This is a genomic window from Mesorhizobium sp. WSM4815 (genome assembly GCF_055811575.1).
Map to the genome: position 1 here is coordinate 28,167 of NZ_JBVVQS010000067.1, position 20,177 is coordinate 48,343.

Sequence of the window (20,177 nt, forward strand, 5' to 3'; positions counted from 1 at the left end):
CTACAGCGCCGCGTCTTTGGACACGCAAAGGACGCTGTAGCACTTTAATTTGCGCATCATCCTTTCCGAAAATCGATTTCGATTTTTTTGGGGGTCATGCGCCGCCGAAACTGTCACAATTCAGCCCGAATCGAGGTGCGATAGCGCTTGACGGATGCTGGCGCTTCGGCTGTGTTGTCGACACTTCTGACCAGGCCTTTCCAAGAATCCAATCGAGGTTTTCCAAGCCCGCATGCCTGCCGAGATTCGCACGGCCCGCGCGTCCGACGTCGATGACCTCGCGGCGATCGAAAAAGCTGTTTTCTCTGGCGACCGCATTTCCCGCCGCTCCTTTCGTCAGTTGATCGAACGCGAGACCGCCGAGATGCTGGTTGCCGAAAACGACGGCCGCGTCGCCGGCTATGCGGTCGTGCTGTTTCGCAAGGGCAGCGGAGTCGCGCGGCTCTATTCCATCGCTACCGGTCCGCTTTTCGGCGGGCTCGGCATTGGCCGCATGCTGCTGGAACGCGCCGAGGACGCCGCCTTCGAGCACAACCGCATGATGCTGCGTCTCGAGGTGCGCGAGGACAACAGCCGAGCCATCCGCATTTACGAGCAGAGCGGCTACCGCAAGATCGGCCGCGAACCGGGCTATTACGAGGACGGCGCCACGGCGCTGCGCTACGAAAAGACCTTGCGCGGCGACATTCCGGTTGCCACCAGGGTGCCGTTCTACCAGCAGACCTGCGATTTCACTTGCGGCCCGTGCTGCCTGATGATGGCGATGGCCAATTTCGATGCCGGCTTCGTGCCCGACCCGGTGATGGAAATCCGTTTGTGGCGCGAGTCGACCACCGTTTTCATGATGTCGGGGCCGGGCGGCTGCGAGCCGTTCGGCCTCGCCGTTGCCGGCCACGAAAGCGGGCTCTCTGCCGAGATATATGTCTCCTTCCATGGTGCGCTGTTCCTGCAGTCGGTGCGCAGCCAAGACAAGCGCCGGGTGATGGAACTGGCGCAGGTCGACTTTCGCCGGCGCGCGGAACGTTACGGTATCCCGGTGAATTACCGTCCATTCGCCATCGACGATATCCGCGCCGCAATCGCAGAAGGAAAACTGGTGTTGGTCCTGATCAGCGGCTTCCTTATGTTCGGCAAGAAGGTTCCGCACTGGGTGCTGGCCATCGGCGACGATGGCGACCATATCCTGATCCACGATCCCTGGGTCGAAGACGAGAGACAGGAGACCATCCTTGATGCCGCCAACATTCCGGTGCCTTACGGCATCTTCATGAACATGGCGCAATTCGGTCGCGATGGATTGCGTGCCGCCATAATCCTCGGAAAGCGCTGAAGACAATGACCTGGGTCATCCTTACCGGCCGGCAGAACGATCTCGATCAGGTGGCGACTCCGCACAAGATCATCACCAATCGCGACTATCTCGCGCATCCGGCGCTGTTTCGCGGCCAACGGCCGAAAGTCATCAACCTGTCGAACAATTACGGCTACCAAAGCCGCGGCTACTATGCCTCGCTGCTCGCCGGTTCGCGCGGTCACAAGGTCATTCCGACGGTCGAGACGATGATCGACCTGTCCGAGCGCAAGCTCTACGAGCATGCGCTGCCGGAACTGGAACTCGCGCTCAACAAATGCCGCAAGGATCTGGGCGGAGCCTTTCCGCAAAAAGTCTGCATCTTTTTCGGCATCGGCTCGTCGAGGATTTGGGATCGCTTCGCCAAGCTTTTGTTCGACTGGTTCCGGGCGCCGGCGCTGGAAGTCCATATCACGGACAACGCCGAATGGGCGTCGATCCGCAAGATCGGCTTCCATCCGCTGGCCAGGATGACCGAGGAGGAAGAAAAGCGCTTTCTTCAGTGCCTTGAGACCTACACCAGCCGCGAGTGGCGTGACACCAAGGGCCGCACGCCGGCGCGCTACACCTTCGCCACGCTGGTCGATCCGCATGAGGAGTTGCCGCCATCGGAGATCTCGTCGCTGCGCTATTGGGCCAAGATCGCCGAGAAGATGGGCGTCGAAATCGAGCCGATCACCAAAAAAGATCTGGCCAAGCTCGCCAACTACGACGCGCTGTTCATCCGCGAGACGACTTCGATCTCCAATCACACCTACCGCTTCGCGCGCCGCGCCCAGCAGGAAGGCATGCCGGTCATCGATGATCCGCTGTCGATGATCCGCTGCACCAACAAGGTCTATCTCAACGAGCTGATGACCTACAACAAGGTGCCGGTGCCGCCGACGGTGATGATCGCCGGCATCTCGGACCTTGAAGTGGCGGCGCAGACGCTGGGCTTTCCGCTGGTGCTGAAAATCCCGGACTCGTCGTTTTCACGCGGCGTCAAGAAATGCGCCACCTTTGAGGAGCTGAAGACGCTTGCCACCGAATGGCTGGAGGATTCCGATCTCCTGATCGCACAGAAATTCATTCCGACCCAATATGACTGGCGCGTCGGCGTGCTCGGCGGCCAGCCGCTGTTTGCCGTGCACTACCTGATGGCCAAGAAGCACTGGCAGATCGTCAACCACAAGGCCAACGGCAAGCCCGACCAGGGCGGCATCAAGACCTTCACCTTGAAGGAGGCGCCGGCCCATGTCGTCGAGACGGCGGTGAAGGCGGCGCGCTGCATCGGCGATGGCCTCTACGGCGTCGACCTCAAGGAGACCAAGGACGGTGTCTTCGTCATAGAGGTCAACGACAATCCCAACCTAGACCATGGCTGGGAAGATTCCGGCGAAAAAGACGAGGTCTGGGTGCGGCTGACGCAGTGGTTCCTGGAGCGGCTCGACCGACAGGGACGGTAGCAGGGGTTCTATCCGATCGACGCCCCCAGCCTTCTATCCGTCGCGGCAGGCTCACACCTTCGGCTCCCCGCCCAAACACGGCGCTGTATCCCCTCAGCGTTTTTCAGTCGGCCGGCTGCACTGTTTGGCGCCGCGATTTCTCGATTGCCGCATACCGTTTGAGAAACGCGTTTTGCGCCCAGGTCACCGAACGCGGGGTGAAATCGAAGCGGTCGGCATTGAAGCCGCGCGGCCGGCCGAAGAATTCGGTCGCCTCGGCGGTCGAAAAACCGGCAAGCAGCGTCGCCTCGAAATAGGCGGCGATCTGGTCGGCGCGCTTGATCTCCTTGCGCAGGCCCGCAACCGGTTCGACCGGCAGCAAAAAGCGCAGATGGATGGCACGCTGCAGCCTCAGCTCGCACTCCTTGTAGCTGCCGCCCATCACCGATTTGAACGGTGAGATCATGTCGCCGATGACATATTCCGGCGCGTCGTGCAACAAAGCCGCCAGCCGCGCATCGGCTGGGGCGTCCGGCACCAGCTCGCCGAAAAGCGCCTCGACCAGCAGCGAATGCTGGGCGACGGAAAAGGCGTGATCGCCGATGGTCTGGCCATTCCAGCGGGCGACGCGGGCAAGCCCATGGGCGATGTCCGAAATCTCGATGTCGAGCGGCGAGGGGTCGAGCAGATCGAGCCGCCGGCCCGACAGCATGCGCTGCCAGGCGCGCGGCGGCGCGCCGGGACGGTCGGCCGCCATCAGGCCTCCTCCGCGCCGACGGATTCCTGCGGGCCAACGGTTTCCATCGGAAAAGTGAATTTCGCCCAGGCCGGGATGGTGAGCGACACCGGGACGTCATCCGCCATGATCGGCTGGCCGGAGTCGAGCGCTGCCTTGACGCGGTCGATGCGGGCTATGGCGAGGCTCGCCGTGCCGGCGGCCGTGCCAAGCGTGCCGACCGGTCGCCCTGCAACTGTCAACTCTGTGCCAGGAGCGGGCAGGGGCCGTTCGGCCGAAACGATCAGCACCCGCCGTCTGGCGGTGCCGCGATGCTGCATCCGCGAAACCACCTCCTGGCCGACATAGCAACCCTTCCTGAAGCCGACGCCGCCGGTCTCGTCGAGCAGCACATCATGCGGGAAGGCGTCGCCGAGCTGATAGTCGCTGCCACTTTCGGCAATCCCATGGGCGATGCGCAGAGCTTGCCATGCGGCCGGGTCGCCGCCGGCGGCAGCGGCGCCATAAAAGCGATTGACGACTGCGTCGCGGAACCGTGCATCGGCAACCGGCGTTGAATCAAACTGCGAAGCAGTTGAATCATCGCCCCAAACAACAGCGACAAGTCCCTGATCTGCCTTGGCGATCTCGACCTTGGCGCGCAATTTGTAGAGCATCAGCCGGCGTATGAAATCGTCTGATATATCGGATCGGCATTCGAGGCGGAACAAATTCTCGCCAGCGCGGGAGATCAGGAAGTCGAACAGAATCTTGCCTTGCGGCGTCAGCAAAGCGCCCGGCTTTGCCTCGCCGGCAGCCAGCGCGTCGAGGTCGGTGGTCAGAATGTTCTGCAAAAAACTCTCGGCATCCGGGTCTGACACGGAAATGAGCGCGCGGTCTTTCAACTGGGCAAAGGGCATGGGCGGAAAAGAACCTGATCTTGCAAAACGGTCGGCCATTACGTAAGCCGCTGGCACTCCCCCCGCAAGAGACCGGATCAGCATGGCCACGACCTACGACCTCATCCTGACAGGCGGCACGGTGGTCAACCACGACGGCGAAGGCCGGCGCGACATCGGCATCAACGGCGGGCGCATCGCCGCTATCGGCGATCTCGGCCAGGCTTCCGCTGGCGAAACGGTCGACTGTCGCGGCCTGCACATCCTGCCGGGCGTCGTCGACAGCCAGGTGCATTTCCGCGAGCCGGGGCTGGAGCACAAGGAAGATCTGGAGACAGGTTCGCGGGCAGCGGCGCTGGGCGGTGTCACCGCCGTCTTCGAGATGCCCAACACCAACCCGCTGACCACCAGCGAAGCAGCGCTTGCCGACAAGGTTCGGCGTGCCACCGGCCGCATGCATTGCGACTTTGCCTTCTGGGTCGGTGGCACCCGCGAGAACGCAAAGGACGCCGGCGACCTTGAGCGGCTACCCGGTGCTGCCGGCATAAAAGTGTTCATGGGCTCGTCGACCGGTGACCTTTTGGTCGAGGACGATGAAAGCGTTGCCTCGATCCTGAGGAATACGCGCCGCCGTGCGGCCTTCCACTCCGAGGACGAATTCCGGCTGCGCGAGCGGCTCGGCGAACGCATCGAGGGCGACCCGGCCTCGCATCCTGTGTGGCGCGACGAGATCGCCGCCTTACGCTGCACCGAGCGCCTGGTGCGCATTGCGCGCCAGGTTCGAGCCCGCATCCACGTGCTGCACATCTCGACCGCCGAGGAGATTGTTTTCCTCGAACAGCACAAGGACGTCGCGACCTGCGAGGCGACGCCGCATCATCTGACGCTGAGCGCGGATGATTATGCGCAGCTTGGCACGCTGATCCAGATGAACCCGCCGGTGCGCGCATCGCGCCACCGCGACGGCATCTGGCGCGGCATTGCGCAAGGCATTGTCGATGTGCTGGGTTCCGACCATGCCCCGCACACGCTGGCCGAGAAGGCGAAACCCTACCCGGCCTCGCCGTCGGGCATGACCGGCGTGCAGACGCTGGTGCCGATCATGCTCGATCACGTCAATGCTGGCCGGCTGACGTTGCAGCGTTTCGTCGACCTGTCCAGCCACGGCCCGCAGCGTATCTTCGGCATGGCCAGGAAAGGCCGCATCGCCGCCGGCTACGACGCCGATTTCACGATCGTCGATCTGAAGCGCCGCGAGACCATCACCAATGCGCAGGCAGGCTCGAAGGCCGGCTGGACACCCTATGACGGAAGGCGGGTGACTGGCTGGCCGGTCGGCACGATCGTGCGCGGCCGGCGCGTAATGTGGGAAGGCGAGATCGTCACACCCGGACAGGGCAGTGCGGTGGAGTTTTCCGAGGCGCTGGCGGTATAGAGCGGCGGACTTTCAAATCGCATCGTCCCGCCGCTTATCTTCTGTTTGAGCATCGGATTTTCCCAAAACCGGTATCCACTCCGATGCTCCGGGCGGGCTTGAGGGTAGGAGAGGCTATGCCGCTCAGTCTCCGGCGACGAAAAACGTCCACTGTCCATCCGGGGTGATGCCGACGCGGTAGAAGATGTAGGCACCGAACTGCTTCATGCTGTCATAGTCGCCGGCGGTGACGATCTTGAACAGCTCGACCCGCTGCCTGGCGTCGAGCTTGTCCAGCGGCAGCGCGAAGAAATATGGCCAGACATAGAGCTCCTGCGGCGTGCCGACATCGACATGGACATAGCCGGCACTGAGCACCTCTTCCAGGATGGCGAGGATTTCCTGGCCTTCCGCGTCGCCCGAAAGCCCTTTCAGGAAGGTGATCGGATCGCCTTCGATCTCGGCCAGCGACAATTGGGTCATCGCATCGCCCTGGCCGATCAGCGGCCGGAGTTTTTCGATGTCGCCGCTCTTGCAGGCCCCGATAATCAAATCGTGCATGCGCCTGACCGGCTCCGGCAGCTTGCCGAGATCGTAGACGACCTCGGGCAAGGGTTCATCCGGGTCGACTTGCGGATTGGCTATGCCACCATCGTCTGTTGGCCCGCCCGGTTCGACCTGTTCCCGTTCGTCGGGTGGCGTCGGTTGGCTCGCCGCAGGCGGCGTCGCGCCGAGCGGGCCGGGCGTCGGCACCGCGGTTCCGGGCGGCGACATGTCGTCGTCGGCGGGCGGCGTGACTGGCGAGGGCAGGTCCTCGCGCTTGATTTCACTCAAAGCATAGGCGGGGCTGATTGCGAGGCAAAGCGCCAGCGGAAACGCGGCGCAAAAAGCGGCAAGCCGGATGCTGAGGGCCAAGCCACGCGGCTGGCCTGACGTCGAAAAATTCACCGCCTGCCTCTCCATGATTCCGTCCAGCTGCCCAGGCCCGCCCAGGTGCCCGGGGCATGACGCCCAAGCGGCACGCCGTCATCGAAAAGCCTGATGCCAATCAGTGCCGCAGCCGTCCCGGCTCGAAGGCCCCAGCTATCACCTTTTCACGCATGCGGTCGAGCAAGGCAAGGGCTGAGGTCTCGCCATTGGCGCGCAGCATCTCGCCGAACGCGGTTTCGAGGGCCGCCTCGGCGATGATTTCCGTCTCGATTCCGGCCGAAAGCCCTTCCGCCCAGGCCTCGCTGTGGCTTTCCACTGCAGTCAGGCGCTTTTCTTCCCTGACCAGCGCGTCGATGTCGTTGACGCCATGTTCCATTGCGATGTCCACCCTTTTCAAGCGGCGATCCGGCGGATGCGGATCAGGCTTGGGCTGTCCCTTTTACTCGCAGGTTAAGTAAGTACTTGTAAATACGACATTTCTGGGGTCGTTTCGACAAGGGTTCGTCACGTTTTGCAAACCTGCGTTCGATCCGATTCAAAACTTAGCCGATTAGGCCGGCGAGCGGGATGAAAACCTTCAGTTTGAGTTAATTCCACATCCGTGCCGTAACGTTTCGTTAACACCGTTGCAGAAGTGCAACACAACAATTGCACCAAGACGCCACCAGACACAAGCGGGCCGGGACACAAGCAGGGGGAGCCAGGCTCAGTTGCCGTAGCGCGAGGCGATGTCGCGCGACAGCGTCTCGCCTTCCTTCATGTAGCGGCTGATGGCTTCGGTCGCCGAGGCGGTACACTGTGTATAGGTGCCGCCAAAGGAGCGGTAGCCGCGGTTGAAGCTGGCGATGAAGCGGGCGCGCCGCTCCGGGTTCGGGTTTTCCGAAGCAATCAGCTTCTCCATCTCGACCCGCCATTGGTCGCCCTTCTCCCCGCACAGATTACGCAGGAAATGCAGCGACCCAAGCACCTCGGCCAGCCGCATCAGCCCCGGCTCGAACGATGACTCGGCGGCCATGGCCGGCCGCGCCCCGATTGCCGTACTGGCGGCGAGGCAAGCTGCAAGGAAAACCGATGCGCGGATCATAAGTCTATGTGGCCAAACAATTTGTCGCCTGCAAGGCGATTTTGAAGGTTACGCGCCTGTTTTCCTGAGCAATTCGTCGGCAACGGCAAACACCGAAGCGGCAATCGGCAGCGCCGTCATTTCGCTGAGTGTATAGAAGGCGGCGGTCTCGGCGTCGTCGCTGGCCACGGGCTCGCCGCCGGCATAGGTGGCGCCGAATACCGTCAGCAGATAGTCGACCGGGTGCCCGTCGCTGCCGCCGTCGATGTGGATTTCCCGAAGGCGGCGGTAGTTGTGCGCATGCAACCCGGTTTCCTCCAGCAATTCGCGCTGCGCGGCTTGTTCCAGCGTTTCGCCGGCCTCGACCTTGCCGCCTGGAAACGCGTAGAATCCTTGCGAAGGCTGCCGCGCCCGCTTGACCAGCAGCACCGTGTCGCCGCGGACAATGGCGACCGATACAGCCGGGAGTATTTTGCGCATCTCGTCCATGGATCTCCGATCGCCATTTGCCGCAGCCGGTTGTGGACCGGTCGGCGAGAGCAAGCATTAGCGGTTGCGCAACGCCGGTTCCATCGCCACCTTCACATCCGACCAATCCAACGAGTTTTTAGCTTATGTGCGGACGCTTCGCCTTGACCGCCACGCCGGACCGGGCCGCCGCTTTTCTCGGTCTGCCAGAACTGGAGGATTTCCCGCCCCGCTACAACATCGCACCGACGCAGCCGGTGCTGATGGCGATTGCAGGCGTGCCGCGGGCGTCAGGCTCGAAACTTCCAGACCGGCAGCCGATGCTGGTGCGCTGGGGGCTGATCCCGGCGTGGGTGAAGGACACGCGTGAGTTTCCGTTGCTGTTCAACGCGCGCGCGGAGGGAGCAGCGCAAAAGGCCTCGTTTCGCGCCGCCATGCGCCATCGCCGCGCTTTGGTGCCGGCTTCCGGCTTCTACGAATGGCGTCAATCAGGCGGCAAGCGGGGACAGCCCTATTGGGTGCGGCCGAAGCATGGCGGGCTTGTCGCCTTCGCCGGACTGATCGAGACCTATGCCGAGCCGGGCGGCTCGGAGATGGACACCGGCGCCATCCTGACCGTCAACGCCAATGCCGACATTGCCCATATCCACGACCGGATGCCGGTGGTGATAGATCCGCAGGATTTCGCCCGCTGGCTGGATTGCCGCACGCTCGAGCCGCGCGACGTGGCCGACCTGCTCAAACCGGCACAACTCGATTTCTTCGAGGCCGTCCCGGTTTCCGACCTCGTCAACAAGGTCGCCAACACCGGGCCGGAGATTCAGGAAAGGTGGCCGGAGTTCGAGAAGGCCAGGCGCCGGAAGCCGGGCGCCGACGACAGTCAGATGAACTTGTTTCAGCAGTAGCTGCTATTTTCTGGGGCGCTTCAGCGCCTTCATTGCCGGCGCTGCCATTTCCTGGCGAACCCCGCCGGCCGCACGTCACATCAGGCAGCGCGCGGCGAGGTGATCTTCTGCACCGGCTTCTTCTTCTTCGCTGTGTGGAGAAGGGCGGCGACGATCGCCGCCGGGCCGATCGCCCGGTATTGGCTGGCGAGCGCCGGTTGCTTGGCGCTGCTGGAGTCCTGCTTGGCTCGAGGCATCTTTCTCTTCCCTGGTAACGTCTTCGTGTCCGCGTTTGCTGGTCGAATCCGACCAAATCGTGACATCTGCTGATCTAGCCGGTGAATGTTTCATGACTGTGCCGAGATGTTTAATAAAATGTTTCGCCGCGTCATTACCTGTGATCCAGCGGCTCTTTTGCCGAAAGTTGCGACTTGACGGCAACACTGGCTGAGGCGATAAAGCCGCTCATGAGAACGTCTTTCGCCATTTGTGGCATCTGCATTATTGGCTAGCTTCGCGCTGGTCCGGACGTTTTCGCCTATCTTCCTTCTAGAGTGGACAAACGCCCCGGCCAGCAGGCTGGTGGCTGATTTGCGTCTCGGCGCAAGTGGCCCCAACCAAAAAGTAACGCACCGGGAAGGCACGAATGTCTGACGCATCGAAGGGCCTGCGCCTCTACAACACGCTGACGCGGACCAAGGAGGATTTCTTCCCGATCGATCCGCGCAATGTGCGCATGTATGTCTGCGGCCCGACGGTCTACGACTTTGCCCATATCGGCAACGCGCGGCCGGTGATCGTCTTCGACGTGCTGTTTCGTCTGCTGCGCCATCTCTACGGGCAAGCGCACGTCACCTATGTGCGCAACATCACGGATGTCGACGACAAGATCAACGACCGCGCACTGCGCGATTTCGGCACCGAGATTGCCTCGGGAAAGCTGTCGCTGAACGAGGCGATCCGGCGGGTCACCGAAAAGACCGCCGACCAGTTCCACAAGGATGTGGCGACGCTCGGCTGCCTGCAACCTACGGTCGAGCCGCGCGCCACTGAATTCGTCGAGCCGCGCGCAGATGGCAAAGTCGACATGATCTCCTTGATTCAACGCTTGATCGAACGCGGCCATGCCTATGTTGCGGCAGGCGAAGTTCTGTTCGACACGGCTTCGATGCCGGACTACGGCCAATTGTCGAAACGCAATCTCGACGAGCAGCAGGCCGGCGCTCGCGTCGCCGTCGATCCGCATAAGAAGAACCCTGGCGATTTCGTGCTGTGGAAGCTGTCCTCGCCGGAAGAGCCGGGCTGGGACAGCCCGTGGGGCAGGGGCCGCCCGGGCTGGCACATCGAGTGCTCGGCGATGTCGGCCGCCTATCTCGGCGAGGTCTTCGACATTCATGGCGGCGGGCTCGACCTGATCTTCCCGCACCACGAGAACGAAATTGCACAGTCGCGCTGTGCCCATGGCACCGAGGTAATGGCCAAGGTGTGGATGCACAACGGCTTCCTGCAGGTCGAGGGGCAGAAGATGTCCAAGAGCCTGGGCAACTTCTACTCGATCAACGAGTTGCTGGAGACGGAGACCTTTGGCGGCCGCAAATGGCCGGGCGAGGTGCTCAGGCTGGCGATGCTGATGACGCATTATCGCGAGCCGATCGATTTTTCCGTGCGCAAGCTGGAAGAGGCGGAAAATACACTGCGCAAATGGAAGCGGGCGGCGGATCTGGCACCGGCGGCGGCCAATCAATTGCCGGTCGAAGTGGTGGAAGCCTTGTCGGACGATCTCGCAACCTATTCCGCGTTCCAGGTGCTGACGCAACTGGCCGGCGAGGCTGTGGATTCCAATGCTGCCGGTGGCGGCAACGCCGCCGCGGGCAACCATGCTGCCGCTTCGCTGAAGGCGGCACTGTCGTTCCTCGGCTTCGACGTTGCGCCGGCCAAGGTTGATGAAGATGCCATCGCCAGGGCCATCGCCAGGCGCCTGGAACTGATCGCCGCCAAGAACTGGGCCCAGGCCGACCGCATTCGCGACGAGCTTTTGGCGCAGGGCGTGCAACTGAAGGACGGCAAGGATCCGGTCACCGGCGAGCGCGTGACGACGTGGGAGGTAAAGCGATGAGAGGGGTTGGCGGACGGTTGGCGAAAGCGCCGGTGACGGCCGATCTCCCCCCTTGCGGGGGAGATGTCCGGCAGGACAGAGGGGGGTGGGAAGGATCGCCAACATTCGATGTCTCCCATTCGCAACCGGAAACCAGCCCGAGGGCGTGGCTGCGATCGGTTGATAGGCTGGAGGGACAGCACCCCCCTCTGCCCTGCCGGGCATCTCCCCCGCAAGGGGGGAGATCGGCCCTCATCGATGCTTTCGCCAATCACGAAGACGAGGGTGCCTAATGGGTCACGACCTCGTTCCATCGCGCCAGCGCAAGAATGCAAAATCCATGCGTCATGTGATGACCGACGCCGAGTTGAAACTTTGGAACGAGCTTCGCGCACATCGATTGATGGGGCTTGGCTTTCGCCGGCAGGTGCCGATCGGACCGTACATTGTTGATTTTGCCTGTCCGACACACAACTTGATCGTCGAGGTTGACGGCAGCCAGCACGCGGATCCCGAAAACGTCGAGCGTGACGTGGCACGAAGCGCCTACTTGAAGGCCAGCGGCTGGACCATCCTGCGTTTCTGGAACGACAACGTCATTCGCGACATCGACAACGTCTGCCAGCACATCGTCATCGAAGCCGGCCTGGCCGCTGCCGAAATGCCGGCCGGCGAAGCAGCGAGGGAGGTAGTTCCATGATCGACCATCTTGGCATCACCGTTTCCGATTTCGACGTGTCGAAAGCTTTCTACGACAGGGCGATGGCGCCGCTCGGTGCCTCGCTGCTCTACATGGTGCCGCAGGAATACACCGGTGGCGCCATGGTCGGCGGCTATGGCCGCGACCGGCCGGTGTTCTGGCTGCATCAAGGCAAGGACAAGCCGAAGGACCGCCAGCATGTCGCCTTCACCGCGCGCAGCCGCGCTGAAGTCGATGCCTTCCACGCCGCCGCCATCGCCGCCGGCGGCAAGGATAATGGTGGGCCGGGCCTTCGTCCGCACTATCACGCGAACTACTATGGCGCCTTTGTCTTCGACCCCGACGGCAACAATGTCGAAGCCGTCTGCCATGCCCCGGAGTGAAGTGATGAGCCTGGATAACAGACCGGTCTACACAGGCGGCTGCCAGTGCGGCGCCGTGCGTTTCCGTGTCGAAGGCGCGCTGGGCGACGCCTCCGTCTGTCATTGTCGCATGTGCCAGAAAGCAAGCGGCAATTTCTACCTGCCGCTGGTGTCGGTGCGTGGCGCAAAACTCGACTGGACGCGCGGCGCGCCCAAACGCTTTCGTTCCTCCAACGCCGCCTGGCGCGGTTTTTGCGCCGATTGCGGCACGCCGCTGACCTTCGAGGCGCCCGACGGCATCGCACTCGCCATCGCGGCCTTCGACCATGCGGAGGAGATCGCGCCGACCGTCCAGTGGGGCACCGAAGCAAAACTCCCCTATATCGATCACATCCACGAACTGCCTGGCGAGGAGACGATGGCCGATGTTTCGTCGTCCTCCTATCTCGCCGATCTCGTTTCTTACCAGCACCCCGACCACGACACCGATCAATGGCCGCCGGAGGAAAGATCATGACCGAAACCGTTCGAACCGGCGGCTGCCAGTGCGGCGCCGTGCGTTTCCGCATTCGTGGGGCGCTTGGACGCCCTTCCATCTGCCATTGCCGCATGTGCCAGAAACAGTTCGGTTCTTTCTTCGGCGCGCTGGTGACGGTGCCGAAGGACGGTGTCGAATGGGTGCGCGAGGAGCCGAGTTATTTCCAGTCGTCGGTCAACATCGATCGCGGCTTTTGCAGCCGCTGCGGCACGCCGTTGACCTACAGGCAGCCTGGCGGGCTCGAGATCGCCATCGGCGCATTTGACGATCGCTCCGACCTCGCACCGCAGATCCAGATCAACTATGCCGCCCGGCTGCCTTGGGTGGAGAAGATCTTCGACGCGCCGGTCCATGACGATCCTGACTACTACACCCGGCAGGAATCGATCATCTCCTTCCAGCATCCGGATCACGAGACGGCCAATTGGCCGCAGCAGGGCCTGAAATTATGAGCAATGACCTGCGCAGCCTCTATCCGGAGATCGAGGCCTTCGACTCAGGCATGCTCGATGTCGGCGATGGCCATCAGGTCTATTGGGAGCGTTCCGGCACCAGGGGCGCCAAGCCGGCCGTGTTCCTGCATGGCGGACCGGGCGGCACCATTTCGCCAAAGCACCGACGGCTGTTCGATCCGAAGCTTTACGATGTCATCCTGTTCGACCAGCGCGGCTGCGGGAAGTCGACGCCCAACGCCTCGCTCGAAGCCAACACCACCTGGCATCTGGTCGCCGACATCGAGCGCCTGCGCGACATGTGCAGCTTCGACAAATGGCTGGTGTTCGGCGGCTCGTGGGGCTCGACCCTGGCGCTGGCCTATGCCGAGACGCACCCCGAGCGGGTCAGCGAACTGGTCGTGCGCGGCATCTACACACTGACGCGCGCGGAGCTCGAATGGTATTACCAGTTCGGCGTCTCGGAAATGTTTCCCGACAAATGGGAGCGCTTCCTGGCGCCGATCCCTGAGGCCGAGCGCGGCGACATGATGGCCGCCTATCGCAAGCGGCTGGTCGGCAGCGACCGCAAGGCACAGGTCGAGGCCGCCCGCGCCTGGAGCCTGTGGGAAGGCGAGACGATCACGCTGTTGCCCGATCCGGAAACCAGCAGCCGGTTTGGCGAAGACGATTACGCCGTCGCCTTCGCCCGCATCGAGAACCATTATTTCGTCCATGCTGGCTGGCTTGAGGAAGGGCAGCTGCTGCGTGATGCCTTCAAGTTGAAGGACATCCCCGGCACCATCGTCCATGGCCGCTACGACATGCCGTGCCCGGCGCGCTATGCCTGGGCGCTGCACAAGGCGTGGCCGAAGGCGGACTTCCATCTGGTCGAGGGCGCCGGCCATGCCTATTCGGAGCCGGGCATCCTCGACCGGCTGATCCGGGCGACGGATAAGTTTGCGGGGAAATGATCATGGGCCGCGAGCGCCTCTATCTCTTCGACACCACACTGCGCGATGGCCAGCAGACGCCGGGCATCGACTTTTCGGTCGAGGACAAGATCGCCATCGCCGGGCTGCTTGACGCGTTCGGCGTCGACTATATCGAAGGCGGCTATCCCGGTGCCAACCCGACCGACACCGCCTTCTTTGCCAAGCACCGCACGGCAACCGCCAAATTCGTCGCCTTCGGCATGACCAAGCGGGCAGGGGTGTCGGCTTCGAACGATCCAGGCCTTGCGGCACTGGTCCAGTCGAAGTCGGACGCCATCTGCTTTGTCGCCAAGAGCTGGGACTACCATGTCCGCGTCGCGCTGGGCTGCACCAACGAGGAAAACCTCGAGGCGATCAAGGCGTCGGTCGAGGCGGCGGTTGCTGCCGGGAAGGAAGCACTGGTCGACTGCGAGCATTTCTTCGACGGCTTCAAGGCCAATCCCGATTATGCGCTGGCTTGCGCCAGGACCGCTTACGACGCCGGCGCGCGCTGGGTGGTGCTGTGCGACACCAATGGCGGCACGCAGCCGTCGGAAGTGCGCGTCATCGTCGAGAAGATCATCGAGGCAGGCATACCGGGCGACCATCTCGGCATCCACGCCCATGACGACACCGGCCAGGCGGTGGCAAATTCGCTGGCCGCCGTCGAGGCCGGCGTGCGCCAGGTCCAGGGCACGCTGAACGGCATCGGCGAGCGCTGCGGCAACGCCAATCTGGTCTCGATCGTGCCGACGCTGGCGCTGAAGCCGGCCTTTTCCAGCCGCTTCGAGACAGGCATCTCGGCCGAAGCGTTGGCCGGCATATCGCGCCTGTCCCGCGCCTTCGACGAATTGCTGAACCGCGCGCCGGAAGCGCAGGCGCCCTATGTCGGCGCTTCCGCCTTCGCCACCAAGGCCGGCATCCATGCCTCGGCGCTGGCCAAGGAGCCGGCCACCTACGAGCATGTGCCGCCGGAAGCGGTCGGCAACCGCCGCCGGGTCATGGTCTCGGACCAGGGCGGCAAGGCCAATTTCCTAGCCGAGTTGAAACGGCGCGGCATAGAAATGCCGAAGGACGACCACCAGCTCGACGCGCTGATATCAGTGGTCAAGGAGCGCGAGGCCGAGGGCTATGCCTATGAAGGCGCCGATGCCAGCTTCGAGCTGCTGGCGCGCAAGATGCTGCACGGCCTGCCGGAATTCTTCAGCGTCACCTCGTTCCGCTGCATGGTCGAGCGCCGCTTCGACGCCAATGGCCAGCTGAAGACGGTCTCAGAGGCGATCGTCAAGGTGCTGGTCGATGGCGAGGAGAAGATGTCGGTGGCGGAAGGGCACGGTCCGGTCAACGCACTCGACATCGCGCTGCGCAAGGATCTCGGAAAATTCCAGAACGAGATCGCCGACCTCGAGCTTGCCGACTTCAAGGTGCGTATCCTCAATGGCGGCACCGAGGCGATCACGCGCGTGCTGATCGAATCGCACGATGCGACCGGCGCCCGCTGGTGGACGGTCGGCGTCTCAGAAAACATCATCGACGCTTCATTCCAGGCGCTGATGGATTCGATCGTCTACAAGCTGATGAAGAACCGCGAGATGGCCGGGCTGGTCGCGGCGGAGTAGATTGAACCATCAGCGAAAGTCCATTGATCCATCAGAACTTTGCGATGGTCTTGGCCCGGCGGCTGGCGCATAGCGTTGGGCCATGGCCACGCAAGCAATTCAGCTCGAAGCAGACTCAAAGGCCCGGCGTGGATTCCTGCTGGCGTTGGGCGCCTATCTCCTGTGGGGGTTGCTGCCCTTCTATATGAAGGCGGTCGCACATCTGCCACTGGCCGAAGTCATCGCGCACCGCATCGTCTGGTCGGTGCCGATTGCGGCGGCCGTATTGATCTGGGCCGGCCGCACGGCGGATTTCAAAGCGGCGTTGCGTTCGCCGCGCATCATTTCCATGGCGGCGCTGACGGCGGCGCTGATTTCGGTCAATTGGGGCATCTATGTCTGGGCCATCGCGGTCGACCGTACCATCGAGACCGCGCTTGGCTACTACATCAACCCGCTTGTCAGCGTCGTCGTCGGCGCGCTGCTGCTCAGCGAACGGCTCGACCGGCTGCAAATCGCGGCGGTGGTGCTGGCGGCCATCGCGGTCGCGGTGCTGACGATCGACGCCGGCAAGCTGCCCTGGGTGTCGCTGGTGCTGGCGTTTTCCTTCGCCGCCTACGCCTTCTTCCGCAAGACGCTGCCGATCGGTCCCAGCCAGGGTTTCTTGCTTGAAGTGCTTTTGCTGTCGGTGCCGGCCCTCGGCTACATCATCTTCCTCATCGTCACCGGGCAGGACCATTTCGTCTCCAGTTCCCTGAACGATACCGCACTGCTGATCGGCTGCGGCCCGGTCACCGCCATACCGCTGCTGCTGTTTGGCTTCGGGGCCAAGCTGCTGCGTCTCTCCACCATCGGCATCATGCAGTATATCGCGCCGACCATTGTGTTCCTGATCGCCGTGCTGATTTTCGGCGAACCTTTCGGCAGCACCCAGGCCATTGCCTTCGGCCTGATCTGGGCGGCGCTGGCGATCTATTCCTGGTCGATGTTCCGCGGTCGCGAGATCCGGCCGGCAATGCGTTAGAGCGGGGATTTTCGATGTACGTTCTGCACATAGCAAACAAGAACTATTCCTCGTGGTCGCTGCGGCCATGGGTGCTGATGCGGACATTGGACGTCGCCTTCGAGGAGCGGCTGACACCGTTTCCGACCGGATCGAGTTGGAGCCTCTACCGGCCGTTCTCGCCCAGCGGCCTTGTACCGTGCCTGATCGACGACGGCTGGGCAGTTTGGGATTCGCTCGCCATCACCGAATTTCTGGCCGAGCGCCACGCTGGCGTCTGGCCTGCCGACGCGAAGGCGCGAGCCTGGGCGCGGTCGGCAGCGGCCGAAATGCATTCGAGCTTCACCGCCTTGCGCGGCTCCTGTCCGATGAACTGCGGTGTCCGCGTCGCGCCGGTGCCGATGTCGGATGCGCTGAAGCACGACCTTTTTCGCCTCGGCGATCTCTGGGACGACGGGCTTCGCCGCTTCGGCGGACCGTTCCTGGCTGGCGATCGCTTCACTGCCGTTGACGCCTTCTTTGCCCCGGTGGCGTTTAGGGCTCAGTCCTACGGACTGTCCTTCGAGGGCGCAGCTGCCGCCTATCCGGCGCGATTGCTGGCTCTGCCGGCGATGCGCGAATGGTACGCGGCAGCCCTTGCTGAGGAGTGGCGCGAGCCGAACCACGAAGCGGAGGCGCGCGCTGCCGGCACAGTCATCGAGGATTTTCGCGCGACTTTGTAACGGTTGCCGCTACATCCCGCGCCCCAGCCGCCTGACGAACAGATAGACGACCACCGCGACGGCGAGCGATATCGCCGACGCCACCCAAAAGCCCACCGGCGTATCGACCAGCGGCAGCCCGCCGACATTCATGCCGAACAGGCCTGAGATGATCGTCATTGGCAACAGCACCGCGGTCATCACCGACAGCATGTAAAGCAACTGGTTCGACTGCGTCGTCAGCTTGGCCATCAGCTCGTCCTGCAAGAGCCGGGCGCGGGCCTGCAATTGCTCGCCGTCATGATGCAACGTATGGGCGCGGTGCGAAAGCCGTGCCGCCATGTCGTTGATCGCGTCAGGCAGGTCATTGCGATGCGAATGGTCGAGATGGCGGAACAGGCTGGTCAGCGTCGCCATCTGCCGATGGATCACCACCAGTTGCCGGCGCGCATCGACCAGCGCCTGCCGCTCATTGTGCCATGCATCGCAGACGATGCGGTCCTCGATGCCATCGAGCGTGTCGCCAAGGCCAGCGAGTTCCGTCGTCATGCCGTCGAGCGACTGGCCCATGACAGCCTCGATCAGTTCGGCCGGAGAGCGGAACTTTCGCGATCCGTTGTCGATCGCCTTGCGGATCTTGTCGACCGATTGCAGCGGTTGTTTGCGGCCGCCGATCAGCATCGTGTCGTTGAAGGCGAAGCGGAAATGGCCAAGCCCGCGCGCCTCCGCCGAATAGTCGTGGCGCAGGTCCGGCAAATCGCCGTACAGCCAGTCGCCCTCGAGGTCGATATGGCAGCCATGGCCGGCCGACAGGAAGGCATCGCGCACCGGCGGCGGCAAAGCCGGCTCGGTGGCGATCTCGTGGCGGGCGCGCATGTCGGAAACCTGGTAGCTGCGCCATGTCCAGTGTGTGGTGGTCGCGTCTTTGGTTCTCGTGCCTTCGGCGGTGAAGTGATAGACGAAGAACAGCCCGTGCTCGTCCGGCAGGTAAGGCGACAGATCGCTGCCGTCTGGATTGAGAGGGATGTTCATGATCGCGTCGCCAGTCTCTCGAATACGCCGCGTAGTGGCGACCTAGACTGTGATTATTAGCACGGGCGAACCGTTTTCGTGTGACTGTTTTGACGGTCATCCGAGGCGGCGTACCAACGCCGTTGTTTGGAGCCAGTTTGGAATAATACGTCGTTGTCTCGCGTTTGCGTAAAGGGCACGACGCAATCCATGCGGAGGACGTTCGATGCATGCCGGCTTCCCACGAAGCCTACTCATAGCGGTATTGGGAGCCGTCATTGCGGGCTGCGCTGGCTTTTCGGCGCAGAAAACGGGGGCAATAACCGGCTATGGCCCCAACCCAACCTTACCGAAACCAAGACCGACGCTGATCCCGACCGTCAACATCGCCGAGGCGAAAGGCTGGCAGAAAGGTGATATGCCGACCCCGGCGAACGGGCTGACGGTGAACCCCTACGCCACCGGCCTCGACCATCCGCGCTGGCTGCACGTGCTTCCGAACGGGGACGTGCTGGTTGCCGAAACCAATGCCCCTGCCAAGCATGACGAAGGCTTCAGCCTTAGAAAGGTCTTTATGGACCTGGCTATGAAGCGCGCCGGGGCCGCGACCAAAAGCGCCAACCGCATCACGCTCCTGCGCGACACCAATGGCGACGGCATTGCGGATGTGCGCAGGACGTTCGCAGAAGGCCTCAATTCTCCCTTTGGTATGACGCTGTCCAAAGGCATTCTCTATGTAGCAAACACCGACGCGCTTGTCGCTTTCCCCTACTCCAATGGCCAGACCCGAGCCACATCGCCGCCGGAAAAGATCGTCGACTTACCGGCCGGAGATCTCAACCATCATTGGACCAAGGATGTGATCGCAAGTCCGGATGGACGCAAGCTCTATGTCACCGTCGGCTCCAACAGTAACGTTGGAGAAAACGGCATGGCCGCGGAGAAGAACCGCGCCGCCGTCCTTGAAGTGGACCGGTCGACCCGCCGTACCCGGGTCTTCGCGTCAGGGCTGCGCAACCCGAACGGGCTCTCCTGGAACCCTGAAACCGGCAAGCTTTGGGTCGCCGTGAACGAGCGTGACGAGATCGGCGACGATCTTGTGCCGGACTATATGACCTCGGTTCGTGACGGCGCTTTTTACGGCTGGCCCTACAGCTATTTCGGACAGAACGTCGACGAACGCGTCAAGCCGCAGCGCCCCGGTCTCGTGGCTAGGGCGGTCAAGCCCGACTACGCGCTGGGTTCCCATACCGCCTCGCTGGGACTGACCTTCTCCAAAGGGGCGTCGCTCGGCCCAGCCTACGGCAACGGCGCGTTCGTTGGTCAGCACGGCTCGTGGAACAGAAGTGTGCTCAGCGGTTACAAGGTGATCTTCGTGCCGTTCCGCGGTGGTAAACCGAGCGGTCCCCCGAAAGATGTGCTCGCTGGCTTCGTCGGGCGTGACGGCAGGGCGATGGGCCGTCCGGTCGGCGTTGCTATCGATCAGAGCGGCGCACTGCTCGTCGCCGACGATGTCGGCAATGTCATTTGGCGGGTCAGTAGGGCAGTAGGGCAGTAGGGCAGTAGGGCAGTAGGGCAGTAGGGCAGTAGGGCAGTAGGGCAGTAGGGCAGTA

At 62.9% G+C, this 20,177-nt stretch carries 22 protein-coding genes; 14 read left to right on the forward strand and 8 right to left on the reverse strand.

What is annotated here, in order from left to right; all coding sequences use genetic code 11:
* The first annotated feature begins 232 nt into the window (after positions 1-232).
* Together AC0L2B_RS01590 and AC0L2B_RS01595 are read left to right on the forward strand one after the other, a co-directional pair.
* Positions 233-1,330: a peptidase C39 family protein gene (locus AC0L2B_RS01590; RefSeq protein ID WP_473743896.1), complete on the forward strand. Its 1,098-nt coding sequence runs from the start codon at positions 233-235 to the stop codon at positions 1,328-1,330.
* 5 nt (positions 1,331-1,335) lie between these two features.
* The gene (locus AC0L2B_RS01595) at positions 1,336-2,799 is read left to right on the forward strand and encodes a RimK family protein (protein WP_473743898.1); all 1,464 of its coding nucleotides are present in this window, start codon (positions 1,336-1,338) and stop codon (positions 2,797-2,799) included.
* Between the two features lie 103 nt (positions 2,800-2,902).
* Here the strand turns inward: AC0L2B_RS01595 and AC0L2B_RS01600 are convergent, their stop codons facing one another.
* Complete coding sequence (locus AC0L2B_RS01600; protein ID WP_128170814.1) at positions 2,903-3,535, reverse strand: HD domain-containing protein; 633 nt, start codon at positions 3,533-3,535, stop codon at positions 2,903-2,905.
* Positions 3,535-4,413 carry a CAF17-like 4Fe-4S cluster assembly/insertion protein YgfZ gene (gene ygfZ, locus AC0L2B_RS01605; protein WP_473743899.1) on the reverse strand — a complete coding sequence of 293 codons (879 nt, stop codon included), beginning with the start codon at positions 4,411-4,413 and terminating at the stop codon, positions 3,535-3,537. The genes AC0L2B_RS01600 and ygfZ overlap by 1 nt, the downstream gene beginning before the upstream one ends.
* Before the next feature lie 82 nt (positions 4,414-4,495).
* Between ygfZ and AC0L2B_RS01610 the strand changes: the two genes are divergently transcribed.
* Positions 4,496-5,827 carry a dihydroorotase gene (locus AC0L2B_RS01610; protein WP_473743900.1) on the forward strand — a complete coding sequence of 444 codons (1,332 nt, stop codon included), beginning with the start codon at positions 4,496-4,498 and terminating at the stop codon, positions 5,825-5,827.
* A 123-nt stretch (positions 5,828-5,950) separates the two neighbouring features.
* Here AC0L2B_RS01610 and AC0L2B_RS01615 read toward each other — a convergent pair whose 3' ends face one another.
* The 4 genes from AC0L2B_RS01615 to AC0L2B_RS01630 all read right to left on the reverse strand — a co-directional run bounded on the left by AC0L2B_RS01615 (position 5,951) and on the right by AC0L2B_RS01630 (position 8,288).
* Positions 5,951-6,754 (reverse strand): hypothetical protein, encoded by an 804-nt coding sequence (locus tag AC0L2B_RS01615; protein WP_287229971.1) that lies wholly within the window; start codon positions 6,752-6,754, stop codon positions 5,951-5,953.
* A 100-nt stretch (positions 6,755-6,854) separates the two neighbouring features.
* Complete coding sequence (locus AC0L2B_RS01620) at positions 6,855-7,112, reverse strand: hypothetical protein (RefSeq protein WP_023800747.1); 258 nt, start codon at positions 7,110-7,112, stop codon at positions 6,855-6,857.
* A gap of 330 nt (positions 7,113-7,442) precedes the next feature.
* A complete protein-coding gene (locus AC0L2B_RS01625; RefSeq protein WP_473743901.1) occupies positions 7,443-7,820 on the reverse strand; it encodes a TIGR02301 family protein in 378 nt (125 codons plus the stop codon).
* A 48-nt stretch (positions 7,821-7,868) separates the two neighbouring features.
* The gene (locus AC0L2B_RS01630; RefSeq protein ID WP_473743902.1) at positions 7,869-8,288 is read right to left on the reverse strand and encodes an NUDIX hydrolase; all 420 of its coding nucleotides are present in this window, start codon (positions 8,286-8,288) and stop codon (positions 7,869-7,871) included.
* 125 nt (positions 8,289-8,413) lie between these two features.
* On the opposite strand from AC0L2B_RS01630, the gene AC0L2B_RS01635 reads away from it, so the two are divergent.
* Positions 8,414-9,172 (forward strand): SOS response-associated peptidase, encoded by a 759-nt coding sequence (locus tag AC0L2B_RS01635; protein WP_473743903.1) that lies wholly within the window; start codon positions 8,414-8,416, stop codon positions 9,170-9,172.
* Positions 9,173-9,252: 80 nt separating this feature from the next.
* Here AC0L2B_RS01635 and AC0L2B_RS01640 read toward each other — a convergent pair whose 3' ends face one another.
* On the reverse strand, positions 9,253-9,408 hold the full coding sequence (locus AC0L2B_RS01640) for a hypothetical protein (RefSeq protein WP_023800743.1): 156 nt from the start codon (positions 9,406-9,408) through the stop codon (positions 9,253-9,255).
* Positions 9,409-9,797: 389 nt separating this feature from the next.
* Between AC0L2B_RS01640 and cysS the strand changes: the two genes are divergently transcribed.
* From cysS to AC0L2B_RS01685, 9 genes are all read left to right on the forward strand, one after another.
* Positions 9,798-11,267: a cysteine--tRNA ligase gene (gene cysS, locus AC0L2B_RS01645; RefSeq protein WP_473743905.1), complete on the forward strand. Its 1,470-nt coding sequence runs from the start codon at positions 9,798-9,800 to the stop codon at positions 11,265-11,267.
* Between the two features lie 271 nt (positions 11,268-11,538).
* Positions 11,539-11,946 carry an endonuclease domain-containing protein gene (locus tag AC0L2B_RS01650; protein ID WP_473743907.1) on the forward strand — a complete coding sequence of 136 codons (408 nt, stop codon included), beginning with the start codon at positions 11,539-11,541 and terminating at the stop codon, positions 11,944-11,946.
* On the forward strand, positions 11,943-12,329 hold the full coding sequence (locus tag AC0L2B_RS01655) for a VOC family protein (protein WP_023800740.1): 387 nt from the start codon (positions 11,943-11,945) through the stop codon (positions 12,327-12,329). Before AC0L2B_RS01650 ends, AC0L2B_RS01655 begins: the two co-directional genes overlap by 4 nt.
* Positions 12,330-12,333: 4 nt before the next feature.
* Positions 12,334-12,825 carry a GFA family protein gene (locus tag AC0L2B_RS01660; protein WP_473743908.1) on the forward strand — a complete coding sequence of 164 codons (492 nt, stop codon included), beginning with the start codon at positions 12,334-12,336 and terminating at the stop codon, positions 12,823-12,825.
* Positions 12,822-13,298 (forward strand): GFA family protein, encoded by a 477-nt coding sequence (locus AC0L2B_RS01665; protein ID WP_023800738.1) that lies wholly within the window; start codon positions 12,822-12,824, stop codon positions 13,296-13,298. Before AC0L2B_RS01660 ends, AC0L2B_RS01665 begins: the two co-directional genes overlap by 4 nt.
* On the forward strand, positions 13,295-14,251 hold the full coding sequence (gene pip / locus AC0L2B_RS01670) for a prolyl aminopeptidase (RefSeq protein WP_287341816.1): 957 nt from the start codon (positions 13,295-13,297) through the stop codon (positions 14,249-14,251). The genes AC0L2B_RS01665 and pip overlap by 4 nt, the downstream gene beginning before the upstream one ends.
* Before the next feature lie 2 nt (positions 14,252-14,253).
* Positions 14,254-15,870: a citramalate synthase gene (cimA, locus tag AC0L2B_RS01675; RefSeq protein WP_473743910.1), complete on the forward strand. Its 1,617-nt coding sequence runs from the start codon at positions 14,254-14,256 to the stop codon at positions 15,868-15,870.
* A gap of 82 nt (positions 15,871-15,952) precedes the next feature.
* The gene (gene rarD / locus AC0L2B_RS01680; RefSeq protein ID WP_473743911.1) at positions 15,953-16,873 is read left to right on the forward strand and encodes an EamA family transporter RarD; all 921 of its coding nucleotides are present in this window, start codon (positions 15,953-15,955) and stop codon (positions 16,871-16,873) included.
* Positions 16,874-16,887: 14 nt separating this feature from the next.
* Positions 16,888-17,574 (forward strand): glutathione S-transferase family protein, encoded by a 687-nt coding sequence (locus AC0L2B_RS01685; protein ID WP_473743912.1) that lies wholly within the window; start codon positions 16,888-16,890, stop codon positions 17,572-17,574.
* A gap of 9 nt (positions 17,575-17,583) precedes the next feature.
* Here AC0L2B_RS01685 and AC0L2B_RS01690 read toward each other — a convergent pair whose 3' ends face one another.
* On the reverse strand, positions 17,584-18,585 hold the full coding sequence (locus tag AC0L2B_RS01690; protein ID WP_473509983.1) for a transporter: 1,002 nt from the start codon (positions 18,583-18,585) through the stop codon (positions 17,584-17,586).
* 205 nt (positions 18,586-18,790) lie between these two features.
* On the opposite strand from AC0L2B_RS01690, the gene AC0L2B_RS01695 reads away from it, so the two are divergent.
* Positions 18,791-20,122, forward strand: coding sequence for a PQQ-dependent sugar dehydrogenase (locus tag AC0L2B_RS01695; protein ID WP_473743914.1), 1,332 nt, complete (start codon positions 18,791-18,793; stop codon positions 20,120-20,122).
* Positions 20,123-20,177 lie beyond the last annotated feature (55 nt).

Bases quoted from the DNA above. Each gene is read 5' to 3' on its own strand.
- AC0L2B_RS01635 (WP_473743903.1), top strand. From the start codon at position 8,414: ATGTGCGGACGCTTCGCCTTGACCGCCACGCCGGACCGGGCCGCCGCT.
- cysS (WP_473743905.1), top strand. From the start codon at position 9,798: ATGTCTGACGCATCGAAGGGCCTGCGCCTCTACAACACGCTGACGCGG.
- AC0L2B_RS01625 (WP_473743901.1), bottom strand. From the start codon at position 7,820: ATGATCCGCGCATCGGTTTTCCTTGCAGCTTGCCTCGCCGCCAGTACG.
- AC0L2B_RS01660 (WP_473743908.1), top strand. From the start codon at position 12,334: ATGAGCCTGGATAACAGACCGGTCTACACAGGCGGCTGCCAGTGCGGC.
- AC0L2B_RS01695 (WP_473743914.1), top strand. From the start codon at position 18,791: ATGCATGCCGGCTTCCCACGAAGCCTACTCATAGCGGTATTGGGAGCC.
- AC0L2B_RS01630 (WP_473743902.1), bottom strand. From the start codon at position 8,288: ATGGACGAGATGCGCAAAATACTCCCGGCTGTATCGGTCGCCATTGTC.
- AC0L2B_RS01640 (WP_023800743.1), bottom strand. From the start codon at position 9,408: ATGCCTCGAGCCAAGCAGGACTCCAGCAGCGCCAAGCAACCGGCGCTC.
- AC0L2B_RS01610 (WP_473743900.1), top strand. From the start codon at position 4,496: ATGGCCACGACCTACGACCTCATCCTGACAGGCGGCACGGTGGTCAAC.
- ygfZ (WP_473743899.1), bottom strand. From the start codon at position 4,413: ATGCCCTTTGCCCAGTTGAAAGACCGCGCGCTCATTTCCGTGTCAGAC.
- rarD (WP_473743911.1), top strand. From the start codon at position 15,953: ATGGCCACGCAAGCAATTCAGCTCGAAGCAGACTCAAAGGCCCGGCGT.
- AC0L2B_RS01665 (WP_023800738.1), top strand. From the start codon at position 12,822: ATGACCGAAACCGTTCGAACCGGCGGCTGCCAGTGCGGCGCCGTGCGT.
- AC0L2B_RS01590 (WP_473743896.1), top strand. From the start codon at position 233: ATGCCTGCCGAGATTCGCACGGCCCGCGCGTCCGACGTCGATGACCTC.
- AC0L2B_RS01655 (WP_023800740.1), top strand. From the start codon at position 11,943: ATGATCGACCATCTTGGCATCACCGTTTCCGATTTCGACGTGTCGAAA.
- AC0L2B_RS01600 (WP_128170814.1), bottom strand. From the start codon at position 3,535: ATGGCGGCCGACCGTCCCGGCGCGCCGCCGCGCGCCTGGCAGCGCATG.
- AC0L2B_RS01620 (WP_023800747.1), bottom strand. From the start codon at position 7,112: ATGGAACATGGCGTCAACGACATCGACGCGCTGGTCAGGGAAGAAAAG.
- pip (WP_287341816.1), top strand. From the start codon at position 13,295: ATGAGCAATGACCTGCGCAGCCTCTATCCGGAGATCGAGGCCTTCGAC.
- AC0L2B_RS01595 (WP_473743898.1), top strand. From the start codon at position 1,336: ATGACCTGGGTCATCCTTACCGGCCGGCAGAACGATCTCGATCAGGTG.
- AC0L2B_RS01685 (WP_473743912.1), top strand. From the start codon at position 16,888: ATGTACGTTCTGCACATAGCAAACAAGAACTATTCCTCGTGGTCGCTG.
- AC0L2B_RS01690 (WP_473509983.1), bottom strand. From the start codon at position 18,585: ATGAACATCCCTCTCAATCCAGACGGCAGCGATCTGTCGCCTTACCTG.
- cimA (WP_473743910.1), top strand. From the start codon at position 14,254: ATGGGCCGCGAGCGCCTCTATCTCTTCGACACCACACTGCGCGATGGC.
- AC0L2B_RS01650 (WP_473743907.1), top strand. From the start codon at position 11,539: ATGGGTCACGACCTCGTTCCATCGCGCCAGCGCAAGAATGCAAAATCC.